The 11,651-nt window shown below is 71.5% G+C and carries 13 protein-coding genes, 1 tRNA gene and 1 pseudogene; 8 read left to right on the forward strand and 7 right to left on the reverse strand.

The features are described 5' to 3' along the window. The first annotated feature begins 42 nt into the window (after window positions 1–42). The 5 genes from ACO0E0_RS08755 to ACO0E0_RS08775 all read left to right on the forward strand — a co-directional run bounded on the left by ACO0E0_RS08755 (window position 43) and on the right by ACO0E0_RS08775 (window position 1,592). Window positions 43–113: transfer RNA gene (locus tag ACO0E0_RS08755), tRNA-Gly, on the forward strand. An 87-nt stretch (window positions 114–200) separates the two neighbouring features. Next, window positions 201–446: a hypothetical protein gene (locus tag ACO0E0_RS08760; RefSeq protein ID WP_422871026.1), complete on the forward strand. Its 246-nt coding sequence runs from the start codon at window positions 201–203 to the stop codon at window positions 444–446. Further along, window positions 443–757, forward strand: a complete 315-nt coding sequence (locus tag ACO0E0_RS08765; protein WP_422871027.1) for an SdpI family protein — start codon at window positions 443–445, stop codon at window positions 755–757. Before ACO0E0_RS08760 ends, ACO0E0_RS08765 begins: the two co-directional genes overlap by 4 nt. A gap of 253 nt (window positions 758–1,010) precedes the next feature. Beyond that, window positions 1,011–1,343 (forward strand): hypothetical protein, encoded by a 333-nt coding sequence (locus ACO0E0_RS08770; protein ID WP_422871028.1) that lies wholly within the window; start codon window positions 1,011–1,013, stop codon window positions 1,341–1,343. A 96-nt stretch (window positions 1,344–1,439) separates the two neighbouring features. Continuing rightward, window positions 1,440–1,592 carry a hypothetical protein gene (locus tag ACO0E0_RS08775; protein WP_422871029.1) on the forward strand — a complete coding sequence of 51 codons (153 nt, stop codon included), beginning with the start codon at window positions 1,440–1,442 and terminating at the stop codon, window positions 1,590–1,592. Between the two features lie 27 nt (window positions 1,593–1,619). Here the strand turns inward: ACO0E0_RS08775 and ACO0E0_RS08780 are convergent, their stop codons facing one another. The 4 genes from ACO0E0_RS08780 to ACO0E0_RS08795 all read right to left on the reverse strand — a co-directional run bounded on the left by ACO0E0_RS08780 (window position 1,620) and on the right by ACO0E0_RS08795 (window position 6,314). Then, window positions 1,620–2,537, reverse strand: a complete 918-nt coding sequence (locus tag ACO0E0_RS08780) for an EamA family transporter (protein WP_422871030.1) — start codon at window positions 2,535–2,537, stop codon at window positions 1,620–1,622. Continuing rightward, entirely contained in the window at window positions 2,534–3,211 is a 678-nt protein-coding gene (locus tag ACO0E0_RS08785) for a response regulator transcription factor (RefSeq protein ID WP_422871031.1), read from the reverse strand. The genes ACO0E0_RS08780 and ACO0E0_RS08785 overlap by 4 nt, the downstream gene beginning before the upstream one ends. Before the next feature lie 10 nt (window positions 3,212–3,221). After that, window positions 3,222–4,757 (reverse strand): sensor histidine kinase, encoded by a 1,536-nt coding sequence (locus tag ACO0E0_RS08790; protein ID WP_422871032.1) that lies wholly within the window; start codon window positions 4,755–4,757, stop codon window positions 3,222–3,224. A gap of 96 nt (window positions 4,758–4,853) precedes the next feature. Continuing rightward, window positions 4,854–6,314 (reverse strand): serine hydrolase, encoded by a 1,461-nt coding sequence (locus ACO0E0_RS08795; RefSeq protein WP_422871033.1) that lies wholly within the window; start codon window positions 6,312–6,314, stop codon window positions 4,854–4,856. Window positions 6,315–6,362: 48 nt separating this feature from the next. Between ACO0E0_RS08795 and ACO0E0_RS08800 the strand changes: the two genes are divergently transcribed. Together ACO0E0_RS08800 and ACO0E0_RS08805 are read left to right on the forward strand one after the other, a co-directional pair. Further along, window positions 6,363–7,040 carry an FMN-binding negative transcriptional regulator gene (locus ACO0E0_RS08800; protein ID WP_422871034.1) on the forward strand — a complete coding sequence of 226 codons (678 nt, stop codon included), beginning with the start codon at window positions 6,363–6,365 and terminating at the stop codon, window positions 7,038–7,040. After that, the gene (locus ACO0E0_RS08805; RefSeq protein ID WP_422871035.1) at window positions 7,037–8,557 is read left to right on the forward strand and encodes an amidohydrolase; all 1,521 of its coding nucleotides are present in this window, start codon (window positions 7,037–7,039) and stop codon (window positions 8,555–8,557) included. The genes ACO0E0_RS08800 and ACO0E0_RS08805 overlap by 4 nt, the downstream gene beginning before the upstream one ends. A gap of 210 nt (window positions 8,558–8,767) precedes the next feature. Here the strand turns inward: ACO0E0_RS08805 and ACO0E0_RS08810 are convergent. Next, window positions 8,768–9,736: pseudogene (locus ACO0E0_RS08810) on the reverse strand (Fpg/Nei family DNA glycosylase); the annotation flags it as partial. 19 nt (window positions 9,737–9,755) lie between these two features. Continuing rightward, window positions 9,756–10,244 (reverse strand): ribose-5-phosphate isomerase, encoded by a 489-nt coding sequence (locus ACO0E0_RS08815; protein WP_422871036.1) that lies wholly within the window; start codon window positions 10,242–10,244, stop codon window positions 9,756–9,758. Between the two features lie 101 nt (window positions 10,245–10,345). Between ACO0E0_RS08815 and ACO0E0_RS08820 the strand changes: the two genes are divergently transcribed. Beyond that, window positions 10,346–10,870 carry a GNAT family N-acetyltransferase gene (locus ACO0E0_RS08820; protein ID WP_422871037.1) on the forward strand — a complete coding sequence of 175 codons (525 nt, stop codon included), beginning with the start codon at window positions 10,346–10,348 and terminating at the stop codon, window positions 10,868–10,870. 94 nt (window positions 10,871–10,964) lie between these two features. Here ACO0E0_RS08820 and ACO0E0_RS08825 read toward each other — a convergent pair whose 3' ends face one another. Then, window positions 10,965–11,606, reverse strand: a complete 642-nt coding sequence (locus ACO0E0_RS08825; protein ID WP_422871038.1) for a mycothiol-dependent nitroreductase Rv2466c family protein — start codon at window positions 11,604–11,606, stop codon at window positions 10,965–10,967. Window positions 11,607–11,651 lie beyond the last annotated feature (45 nt).

Genomic DNA, 11,651 nt, shown 5'->3' on the forward strand with positions numbered 1-11,651 from the left:
GTCCGCTACCATGGTGGGGCTGCGTCCCATGCGGGCGCATGCGGGGATGTAGCTCAATGGTAGAGCCTCAGTCTTCCAAACTGATCACGCGGGTTCGATTCCCGTCATCCCCTCCCTTCGGGCTCGCGCCCGACGTGTTCGCGGGACTCGCTCCGCTGCTCGAGCTACCGCTCGTGATGGTGGCGGCGACGTATGCGGTCATGGTCGTCGAACTCCTCATCGCCGCGAGCATCTGGGTTGAGAGTCGGTTCTCACGGACCGTCCTGTCCGCAGGGATCGTCTTCCACTTCGGAATTGCGGTGGTGCTCGGACTGTGGTCGTTCGGAGTGACGATGGCTGCGGCGATCCTGCTCTGTCGTGCCCTCTCCAGGGCTGACGTCTTCTTCATCAAGGGCGGTCGTCGTGGCGGCCGTCCACTACTCACGACACGAGAGGTGCAACCATGATCTACGCCGAGATGGCCGTCGCTGTTCTGGCGATCGTCTTCACCGTCCTCCCGGCCCGTGGTCTCATCGGCCGGAATCGGCTGGTCGGGATCCGCACGAGGGCGACACTGCAGAGCGACACGGCTTGGCGGCGAGGCCACAGCGCAGCAGTTCTGCCGATGGCCCTCACCGGAGGTGCGGTCGTGGTCGCCGGACTCGTGCTCATCGGTCTCGGACATCTCGAGAGCATCCCTGCGACGATCGTGCTCGCGATCGTCGTCCTCGTCGGTGCACTGTGGAGTGCCGGACGAGCGTCGCGCGCGGCCTCGTAGTCACTGGCCGAACCGCCCGCGCAGAGCGACCCATCAGCGCTCGGCTCGTCCAGTACCGAAGACCGAGGGCGTTGCCGGCCCAGCGGACGAGGAGTGCGAGGACGACGAACGCGACGAGCATGCCAGGCGGCGCCGGTCGACATGTGGCAACACAGCGATCCGCGCCCTCGCCGATCCGTCGACGTCGTGATCGACAGCACGACACGCGGCGCCCGACTTGACGCCGCGTTCGAACATAGTTTCGAATGGGCACATGGGCCAGCGACGAGCGGACCGGTGGACGCCGCCGGAGCACCCCGACTCACCGCGCCCCGATGCGTTCTCGCTCTCCGCCGACGCTCGTGGCGACGACGTCTGCCACGCCGTGACGCCGCTCCCGGTGTGGGCGTGGATCCAGTTCCCGTCGTTCCACGTCCGGGTCAAGGGATTCGCCCGGAGCTGGACGATCGACGCGGTGCTCGTCGAGTGGGCGCAGTTCGGGCACCCGACGTCCGCGTGGGTGTGGCGCTCCGCGGTCAAGCACCGCACACTCCGGAACGACGACCGCCGGCTTCGGCTATCGGACAGCCCACAGCGCCGTGATTGACAGGCATGGGGAGACGGGAGGATCGTGGGACTCGCCGATACCTCGAAAATCGAGTAATTCAGCGCTGAGACACTTCGCCTCGAGAGGAGGCCGCCCATGACCACCAAGGACGTACCGTCGTGGGTCGCCAAGGTGCTCACCCCACCCGAGGTGATCGCCGCCTACGTCGAGCGCCGCGTGAACGACCCGTCGCTGCTCTCCGGCGACCACGCCGAGCCGACGTACGCGGACTTCATCGCGGACGAGTAGGCAGCGACGACGCGGTCTGGAGGCCCGTCACGCGTCCGGCACGGACGCCGCCATCCGCGCCTCCCGTCCGCCGGAACCGCGTCGCGACGCGACGGTCACCCCGATGCTCGCGACGCTGACGCAGACGAGCGCCACCAGCTCCACCACCGTCAGGGCCTCCCCCACGATGACGAACCCGGCGAGCGCCGCGATCGCCGGGCCGAGGCTCTGCAGGACGCCGAAGACGCGCGTCGGGATGCGGCGGAGCGCGAGCATCTCGAGGGCGTACGGCAGCACGCTCGACAGCACCCCGACCGCGAGGAACACGACCAGCAGCACGGGTGCGCCCCGGACGCCGTCGACGGCCTGGCCGGTGCCGAAGGGCAGCGACACGAGCATCGACACCGCGAGCGACACGCAGAGGCCGTCCACCCCGGGGATCCGCGCTCCCACGAACCGGTTCATCACGATGTACCCGGCCCAGCAGGCCGCGGCGAGGACGGCGAACACGATGCCGAGGAGCTGCGCCGCGCCGGTCGACCCCGACCCGAGGAGCACCACCCCGGCGAGTGCGAGCACCGCCCACAGGACGTCCCGCCACCGTCGGGTGTGCACCAGGGAGAGCGTGAGCGGGCCGAGGAACTCGATGGTCACCGCGATCCCGATCGGGATCGAGGCGAACGCGACGTAGATGAACACGTTCATCCCGCCGAGGGCGAGCCCGAGCCCGATCGCGGCGAGCCACTGCGACCGCGTCCACCGGTGCACGGCGGGTCGGACGACGAGCCACAGGACGACGGCCCCGACCGTGAGGCGGAGCGTCGCGGCACCGATCGGCCCGACCTCGTCGAAGTGGTCCTTGGCGATCGCGGCGCCGAGCTGCACGGACACCATGGCGGTGATCGCGAGGACCGGCGCGGGGACGCGGGCGAGTCCTCGGGGTGCGGTGACGGACGCTCCGCTCATCCCAGGTAGGCGAGGACCGCGAGGACGCGGCGGTGGTCCTCGCCGGTGTCCTCGAGCGCGAGCTTGGCGAAGATGCTCGAGACGTGCTTCTCGACGGCCCCGGTGCCGATGACGAGGGCCCGGGCGATCGCGGCGTTCGTCCGGCCCTCGGCCATCAGCCCGAGGACGTCCCGTTCGCGCGGCGTGAGCGCGGCGAGCGGGTCACGGCGCCGGGCCATGAGCTCGGCAACGACCTCGGGGTCGAGCACGGTGCCGCCGGAGGCGACGCGGCGGACGGCGTCGTCGATCTCGTCGAGCCGCGTGACCCGGTCCTTGAGCAGGTAGCCGATGCCCGCGGAGCCGTCGGCCATGACGTCCTCGGCGTACGCGGCCTCGACGTACTGGGAGAGCAGGAGCACGCCGATCCCCGGGGCGATCCGACGCGCCTCGACGGCGGCACGGACACCTTCGTCGGTGAACGTCGGCGGCATCCGGACGTCCATGATGACGACGTCGGGGGCCGTGCCCGTCGCCGCCTGCTGCTGCAGCGCGGCGAGGAACGTCCGCGCGTCGCCGTGCTGTGCGACGACCTCGATGCCGGCTTCGTCGAGCACGCGGGCGAGCCCCTCGCGGAGGAGCACGGCGTCGTCGACGACGACAGCCCGGATGCGCGGGGCGTCCGGGCTGTCGGTCATGGGCTCGATGCTATCCGGCAACGGGCCCGGTACCGCTCGTGCCGCGGCCGGTCGGCACGCCGTGGAGCGCTCCGAGCGGGATGCGGGCGGTCGCCTCGGTCGGGCCGCCGAGCGGGCTCGAGACCGTGAGCTCGCCGTCGAGGGCGCGCATCCGGCCGGTCAGCCCCTCGATGCCGTGTCCCTGGCGGAGCGTGGCGCCGCCGCGGCCGTCGTCGGTGACGCTCACGGTCAGCACGGTCTGGCCGTACATGTCCTCGATGAGTCCCATGTACACGCCGGCGGTCGACGCACCGGCGTGCTTCGTGGTGTTCGTGAGCAGCTCGCTCACCGTGAAGTACACGTTGCGCTCGATCTCGGTCGGCAGGGTGAAGCCCGAGGGGAGGTCGATCCGCAGGCCGACCGGGATCGGTGTGCGGGCGGCGAGCGCCTCGAGTGCTGCGACGAGCCCGCGGTCGAGGAGGATCGGCGGCGCGAACCCACGCGACAGCGCACGGAGTTCGTCGAGGGCGTCCTTGGCGTGCTCGGATGCCTCGGTGATGAGCGTGCGGGCCTTCGCGGGGTCCTTCTCCATCGCGCGCTCGGCTGCCGCGAGGTCCATCCGGAGCCGCACGAGACGCTGCTGGGGTCCGTCGTGCAGGTCGCGCTCGATCTGGCGGAGCGCCTGCCCCTCGGCGGTGACCGCGCCGGCACGGGAGGCCTGGAGTCCGACGACGCGCTGCTGGAGCACCTCGGCCTTGAAGCCGCCGAGCAGCCCGTGGTCGATCCAGTAGTGCGCGAGCGTCGCGGCGCGGGCCCAGATCGGGAAGAGGACGACCGCGATGGCCATCGAGAGGACGCAGGCGGTGGCGCCGAGGATCCACGCCCAGTCCTGGTCGAAGCTCTGCTCCTGGAGGAGCTCGTTGATGCGCCACCCGTTGGCGAGCGCCACGATCCCCGCGAAGATCGGGAAGAAGAAGCCGAAGATGAGCGCCGCACCGATGCCGAGCGTCACGAACGCTGCCGCCGGGTACACGACGACCGCGTGCAGGAGGTAGAGCCAGTAGTGCGGGTTCGCCACGGCGGAGATCGTCCGCATGAACCAGTTCTGCTGCCAGCGCGGCGTCCAGTCGACGGGGCGGATCGGACGCCTGTCAGCCCAGCCGATCCGGAGCTTCTCGAAGGCGCCGAGCCACCGGGCGACGAACAGCGCGACGAGCAGCAGCACGAGGAAGAACGGCGACCAGGCGGCCCGGGACGCTCCGCTCCCGAAGACGACCGCGGGGAACGGCAGGTAGATCGCGAACATCAGGACTGCGCTGAGTGCGAGGTAGCCGAAGTCCCGCGGGAGCCGCCGCCATGCCTCGCGGTAGAACGAGCGACGCACCGGGACCGCGCCGCTGTCGCCCGCGCCGTGGTCGCCCGAGGCTCCACCGTCACCCGTGCCTCCACCGTCACCCGGGCTTCCACCGTCACCGTCGCCGTCGTGGGGCGTCGGTGGCTCCGGGGGCAGCACGTCGGAGGTGATGGGCACGGTCTCCGCCTGGTCGATGGGCAGCGTCTTGTTCATGACACCAAGCCTCGCGATCCGCAGGCTCCGCACCCATCCTGCCCGCTCCCCGATCCGGGGTGGGGACAACCCCACCCCGGACGCCGTGGACGCGGACTACGCCAGGCCCGCCGCGACCTCCGGCGACTCGACCGGGACGCTCCACGGGGACATCGTCATCCCGCCACCCGCGCGGATCGCGACCACGCGGCCGTCGGCGTCGCGGTCGTACCGGATGTCCTCGTCGATCGACCCGAAGCGGTTGCCGTCGGTCATCCGGACCGTGTCGCGGTCGACGACCCGGAGCGTCGTCGGGCTCGCCATCGGGTCCGGCGCCGTCGGGTCGATCTCGACGAGACGGCCGCCGATCCTCGCGACGTCGGCGACGCCCCACGGGTTGGCGAAGCGACCGACGAACGAGTCGAGGTCGACGTCGGGTCCGCTCCCGGTACCGGTGCCGTCGTCCGCGCCGACGCCGCGCGCGCTGCCGTCGCCGGTGCCCGTCTCGGTCGCCGCATCGAGCAGTCGGACGATGCCCTGCGCGAGGAGCGTCGCAGGCCCACCCGCCGCGTTCGTCATGACGGAGACGACGAGCGAGGACTCCGGGTCGAACAGCGACTGGGTGATGTGGCCCGGGAACCCGCCGGAGTGTCCGCGGAGGTCGTGCCCGCCGATCCGGTCGACGATGAACCCCATGCCGTAGCCGCGCGACGCCGGGTCCGCGTCGGCGCTCCAGGCCTTGCGCTGCGCGAGCCGCTTCGAGTGGTCGCCGATGAGGTCGCCCTGGCCGAGGACGTGGGCGGAGAAGTACCGGACGAGGTCGGAGGCCGTGCCGTGGAACCCGGTGGCGGCCGCCATGGCGCGGGTGTCGACGTGCGGCAGGCGGTGCCGGACGCGATCGGTGTGGAACCCGGAGTACCCGACGACGAACTCGTCCGACCAGGCGGGATCGAAGTCCGGTCCGGTGTGCGCGAGCCCCAGCGGCTCGACGACGAGCTCCCGGACGGCCTCGTCGTAGGTCCTACCGGTGGCGGCCGCGATCACCATGCCGAGCAGCGAGTACCCGAGGTTCGAGTAGTTGAAGCTCGAGCCGACCGGGACCTTCGAACCCTCGTCGAGCACGAGCGCCAGCAGTTCGTCCTCGTCCGGGAACGGCCGACTGAGCGACCAGTAGTCGCCGTCGAGCCCGTCGCGCAGGACACCGGCACCGTGCTCCATGAGCTCACGGACGGTGGCGTCGGCGATCGGGGACCCGTGCTCGACGAGCGCCGGGACGTACGCACCGACGGTGTCGTCGAGACGGATCGACCCACGCTCGGCCAGGACCAGCAACGCCGTCGCGGTGAACGTCTTGGAGTGGCTCGCGATCCGGAAGCGGTCGTCGGCGCCGAGCGGGCGACCGGCCTCGACGTCCGCGTGGCCGTACTCGGCGTGCCACACGAGGTCGCCGCGGAACCCGACGGCCACCTGCACGCCAGGGACCCTGAGCTGCCAGGCCTTGTACGCGACCCAGTCGCGGACGTACGGGAACGTGGCCCGGTAGGCGGCGAGTGTTGCGTCTGCGGTGGTGTCGTCCATGTCCCCATCCAACCGAGGAATGCTGCGCGCCTGTGCCACGCTGGGGGGATGCGCCACACGCCGCACTTCCTGCAGACCGACGTCGACGCGGTCGCGCGCCTCGTGCGGGAGCACCCGTGGGTGACGATCGTCTCGCACACCGCTGCCGGGATCGTCGCGTCGCACTACCCGTTCCTGCTCGAGGAGGTCGACGGCGACGAGCTCGTGCTGGTGAGCCACGTCGGCCGCCCGGACGAGGTCGCCCACGAACTCGGCGAGCACGAGGTCCTGCTCATCGTGCAGGGCCCGCACGGGTACATCTCGCCGGCGTGGTACCCCGCCGACCAGTTCGTGCCGACCTGGAACCACGTCACCGCGCACCTCTGGGGCGTCCCGGAGATCCTGTCCGATGACGACACCTTCCGGGTCCTCGGCGAACTCGTCGACCACTTCGAGCAGCACATGCCGGAGCCGGCCTCCCTCGACGTCGACGAGCAGACCGCCCGACGGATCGCGATGGGCACCGTCGGCATCCGTGTCCGGGTCACCCGGTTCGACGCCCGTGCCAAGCTCAGCCAGAACAAGGCGCCGGAGGTCGTCGACGAGGTCATCGCCGGACTCGAGGGCGACGGTCCGTACGCGTCGCCCGCACTGGCCGCCGAGATGCGGCGGGTCCACGCGCGCGACGCGACACCGCTCGGCACCGACGCGTCCGCCGCCGCCGACGACACCGCCGGACGCGCATGAGCGGGACCGTCATCCGGAACGTCCGCAGGATCGGCACCGCGGGTGGTCCGTGCGACGTCACCGTCCTGGAGGGACGGATCGCGTCCGTCACACCGGCCAGCCGTGCGGAGACGGCCGGCCCCGGCACCACGATGGACGTCGTCGACGCCGACGGCGCCTGGATCGGCCCGGGACTCTGGGACCACCACACGCACTTCGAGCAGTGGTCCATGGTCCGCCGTCGCGTGGACGTGTCCGCCGCTCGGAGTGCCGTCGAGGCCGCGGACACCCTCGCCGACGTCCTCCGCACCGACCCCGGGGGTGCCCTCACCGGCGGCACGCTCATCGGCTGGGGTTTCCGCGACGGCATGTGGCCGGACGCTGCCCACCGCGACCTCCTCGACCGCCTGAGCCGACGGGACGGACCGGCCCCGGGCCTCCCGGTCGTCGTCGTGTCCGGCGACCTGCACGCGGTCTGGTGCAACGGCGCCGCGCTCGCGCGGTTCGCACCGGCCGACCAGGACCATCCCACGGGTGTGCTCCGCGAGCAGGCCGCGTTCGACGTCAACACGGCGATCTCGACGGTCCCCGACGACGAGCTCGACGGTCACGTCGGTGCGGCGGTGGACGCGGCGGCGGTCCGTGGACTCGTCGGCGTCGTCGACCTCGAGATGCGGTTCGGGTTCGATCGGTGGTCGACGCGCGTCCACGCCGGGATCGACGGCCTCCGCGTGCGGTCCGGCGCGTACCCGTCGGACCTCGACGCCGTCGTCACACGCGGACTGCGCACCGGCGACGCAGCACCCGGGACCCGCGGACTCGTGCGGATGGGCCCGTTCAAGGTCATCACCGACGGTTCGCTGAACACCAGGACCGCGGCCGTCGCCGACGCGTACGACGGCCTGCACGGCCACGACGCGCACGGGGTGCTCGCGTACCCACAGGACGAGGTCGTCCGGATGGTGCGGCGCGCCGTCGACGCCGGACTCGTCCCCGCGGTGCACGCCATCGGGGACCGTGCGAACACGCTGGCACTCGACGTCTTCGAGCAGGTCGGGGCACGCGGATCGATCGAGCACGCCCAACTGCTGCGGACGTCGGACGTCGAACGGTTCGCGCGGCTCGGGGTCGACGCGTCGGTCCAGCCGGAGCACGCGATGGACGACCGCGACGTCGCCGACCGGTACTGGGCCGGGCGCACCGACCGGGCGTTCGCGTTCCGGGCCCTCGCCGCCTCGGGAGCGCGGCTCCGGCTCGGGTCCGACGCCCCCGTCGCTCCGCTCGACCCGTGGGTGTCGATGGCCGCCGCCGTGGGTCGGGACCGCGACGGGCGTCCCGCGTGGCACCCGGAGCAGCGCATCGACCCGGTCACGGCATGGCGGGCGTCCACGGACGGCCGGGTCACGGTCGCGGTCGGGGACGTCGCGGACCTGGTGCTCGTGGGGCAGGACCCGCTGGTGTGCTCGTCGTCGGAGCTCCGGGCGATGCGGGTGCTCGGGACGGCCGTCGAGGGGCGCTGGACGTACCTGGACCGATGACGCGCGCGGGTCGCGGGGGGCTGCGGGCTACTCGGCGGCGGGCTTCTTCGTGGTCGGCGTCTTCGCGGCGGGCTTCTTCGCGGCAGCCGGCTTCTTCGCAGTAGTCGACTTCTTCGCAGCAACGGGCTTCTTCGCAGCAGTCGACTTCTTGGCGGCAGCCGGCTTCTTCGCGGCGGGCGTCCGCCGGGCCCGGGGCTTCCTCGGGGCCACCTGGTCCTCCGGACACCAGTAGAGCTTCCGACCGGCGACCTCCTCGAGCAGGATGTTCGTCCCGCAGACCCGGCACGGCAGCCCTGCGCGGTGGTACACCCAGTGCCGGTCGTCCCGACTCCGCAGGGCGGCCCGGTACTCGTCCTCCGACAGGTCGTCCATCGTCATCATCTGCCCGATCCGGACGCCGTCGTGGAGCAGCCGCGACCAGTCCCGCCAGAGGGAACGGCACACCTCCTCCGGGACCTCCCTGCCCGGCACGTGCGGGTCGAGGCGTGCCCGGAACAACAGCTCCGCGCGGTAGACGTTGCCGATCCCGCTCACGACGGACTGGTCCATGAGCAACTGACCGATCTCGACCCCGCGCTTCCGGACGTTGTCGACGAACGTCTGCTCGGCCTCCGGACCGTCGTCGTTGATCGGGTCCGGGCCGAGCTTGTCGAGGGCCTTCTGCACCTCGTCCGGCGTCTCGACGACGCACGCGGTCGGACCGCGGAGGTCCGCGACCGCCGTCTCGGTGAGGATCCGTACCCGGACGGCGCCGACGGGCTCCGGCGGGAACGACTCGATCGGCTGCTCCTGCCGTTCCTGCTCGGCCATCCGGAGGCGGGAGCGCCGCGGTGCGCCGATGCTGTCGAGGGAGTCCTCGCCGGCGCTGTCGACGACCGTGCCGCGCTGGTTCGTCTGACCGATCCTGCCGTTCGCGCTCGCGGTCGTCGCGTCGGTGGTGATGTCGCCCGCGAAGTCCCACGCCCCGTACAGCCCGAGGTGCACGCGGAGGAACAGGTCCCCCTCGAACTCGAGGAACATCTGCTTGCCGACGGCTCGGGCATCGATCATGGTGCGGCCGTCGATCTCGCTCGCACCCTCTGCGAAACGCCCCTGCGGGCTCGAGATCGTGCAGGCGTGACCGACGAAGTGGAGTGCGAACTGCCGCGCGATGCGGTGGACGGAATGACCTTCGGGCATGCGTCCTGTCTACACGCGACTACTGGTCGATCTGCTTGCCGGCGATCGACCCGGTCTGCTCGTACTCGGCGAGCTGCGCGATGCGGCGGACGTGGCGCTCCTCGCCGGAGAACGGCTCGTGGATGAACAGGTCGATGAAGTCGATGGCCTCCTCGACGGTGTGCTGGCGCGCGCCGATCGAGATCACGTTCGCGTCGTTGTGCTGCCGTGCCAGGAGCGCGGTCGCCTCGCTCCAGACGAGCGCGGCGCGGACCCCCTCGACCTTGTTCGCCGCCATCTGCTCGCCGTTGCCGGAGCCGCCGAAGACGACGCCGAGCGCCTCGACGCCCGCGCGCTGGTCGCGGACCACACCGGACGCCGCGTTGATGCAGAACGAGGGGTAGTCGTCGAGCGGCTCGTACGTCGTCGGGCCGTGGTCCACCACCTCGTGACCGGCCGCCGTGAGGTGCTCGGCGAGGGTCTTGGAGAACTCGAGGCCGGCGTGGTCCGTTCCGAGGTGGATGCGCATGGACCGATCCTATTCCGGGTCGGGAGGAGCGATCGCGGCGCACACCGGGCGGTGCGTCGAGGAGTCGCGTGTGGTCGAGACCGTCCTCTACCATCGGTCACGTGTCGACAGCGCGGGGGTCCGAGGAGCGCGCAGCCCTCGTCCGACCGGCCGAGCCCCGGGACCTCGACGCCGTCCACGCCCTGCACGTCGACGCCGTCCTGCACTCGACCGCGATCTGGCGCGACGAACCGTTCCCGCGATCGTGGTTCGACACCTGGTTCCGCGCACGGGCGGACGGCGGGTTCCCGGTGCTCGTCGCGTGCGTGGACGACGTCGTCGCGGGGTACGTCACGTACGGGCCGTGGCGCGAGAACCCCGGCTACCGGTTCACGGTCGAGGACAGCATCTACCTGGACGCGCGGTTCCACGGCCGCGGGATCGCGTCGCTGCTGCTCCGTGCCGCGATCGACCACGCCGTCGCCGCGGGACGGCACGTGATGATCGCGGACATCGCCTCGGACAACGCGGCGTCGATCCGTCTGCACGAGCGGCTCGGCTTCGAGCACGTGACGACCGTGCGCGAGGTCGGCCGGAAGTTCGACCGGTGGCTCGACCTCGTGGTCATGCGGTTGCCCCTGGTGTGACCGCCGGAGCGGTGTGACCGCCGGAGCGGTGTGACCACCGGACTGGAGGGACGGTGCCGACCCGCCCCGCGCCTCCCGTCCGGCGGTCGGCCGATCAGACCGTGTCGAAGAGGGGACCGACCGTCCGGCTGCGCTTCAGTTCGAAGAAGCCCGGGTAGCGGGCTGCGGCGACCACGCCGTCCCACAGGTCGAGGGCCTCTTGGCCCTTCGGCGCCGGCGAGATGACCGGTCCGAAGAACGCGACGCCGTCGACCGCGATGACCGGGGTGCCGACGTCCTCGCCGACCCGTCGGATGCCGTCCGCGTGGCTCGCGCGCATCGCGGCGTCGGTCTCGTCGGTCCAGGCCGCGTCGGCGAGATCGGCCTCGAGGCCGAGCTGTTCGAGCGCTGTGGGGACGACCGCCGCCGGGTCGTCCTGCTGCCGGTGGTGGATCCGCTCGCCGAGTTCGTCGTAGAGCGGTTTGACGATCTCCTGGCCGTGCCGGAGGCGGGCTGCGGTGACCAGACGCGAGTACACCTGCTTCGTCGCGAGCGCCTCCTTGTACGTGTCCGGGACGTCCTGCCCCTCGTTGAGGACGAAGAGGCTCATCACGTGCCAGGTGACGTCGAGGTCGCGGTGCTGCTCCACCTCGCCGACCCATCGGCTGGTCATCCACGCCCACGGGCAGGTCGGGTCGAACCAGAAGTCCACAGCGGTCGGGGTGGTGCGGGAGTTCTCCACAGGGGTGTCCGTCATGACGCCGACAGTACGCGCGTCGATAGGGTTGTCTGGTCGCCATCG

Origin of the sequence: Curtobacterium phyllosphaerae, from assembly GCF_049341865.1 — a bacterium.
Lineage (GTDB): Bacteria > Actinomycetota > Actinomycetes > Actinomycetales > Microbacteriaceae > Curtobacterium > Curtobacterium phyllosphaerae.

Coding starts and splice junctions, on each gene's coding strand:
- ACO0E0_RS08765 (WP_422871027.1), top strand. CDS start 443: ATGATCTACGCCGAGATGGCCGTCGCTGTTCTGGCGATCGTCTTCACC.
- ACO0E0_RS08800 (WP_422871034.1), top strand. CDS start 6,363: ATGCGCCACACGCCGCACTTCCTGCAGACCGACGTCGACGCGGTCGCG.
- ACO0E0_RS08760 (WP_422871026.1), top strand. CDS start 201: ATGGTCGTCGAACTCCTCATCGCCGCGAGCATCTGGGTTGAGAGTCGG.
- ACO0E0_RS08825 (WP_422871038.1), bottom strand. CDS start 11,606: ATGACGGACACCCCTGTGGAGAACTCCCGCACCACCCCGACCGCTGTG.
- ACO0E0_RS08785 (WP_422871031.1), bottom strand. CDS start 3,211: ATGACCGACAGCCCGGACGCCCCGCGCATCCGGGCTGTCGTCGTCGAC.
- ACO0E0_RS08790 (WP_422871032.1), bottom strand. CDS start 4,757: ATGAACAAGACGCTGCCCATCGACCAGGCGGAGACCGTGCCCATCACC.
- ACO0E0_RS08775 (WP_422871029.1), top strand. CDS start 1,440: ATGACCACCAAGGACGTACCGTCGTGGGTCGCCAAGGTGCTCACCCCA.
- ACO0E0_RS08780 (WP_422871030.1), bottom strand. CDS start 2,537: ATGAGCGGAGCGTCCGTCACCGCACCCCGAGGACTCGCCCGCGTCCCC.
- ACO0E0_RS08805 (WP_422871035.1), top strand. CDS start 7,037: ATGAGCGGGACCGTCATCCGGAACGTCCGCAGGATCGGCACCGCGGGT.
- ACO0E0_RS08795 (WP_422871033.1), bottom strand. CDS start 6,314: ATGGACGACACCACCGCAGACGCAACACTCGCCGCCTACCGGGCCACG.
- ACO0E0_RS08770 (WP_422871028.1), top strand. CDS start 1,011: ATGGGCCAGCGACGAGCGGACCGGTGGACGCCGCCGGAGCACCCCGAC.
- ACO0E0_RS08815 (WP_422871036.1), bottom strand. CDS start 10,244: ATGCGCATCCACCTCGGAACGGACCACGCCGGCCTCGAGTTCTCCAAG.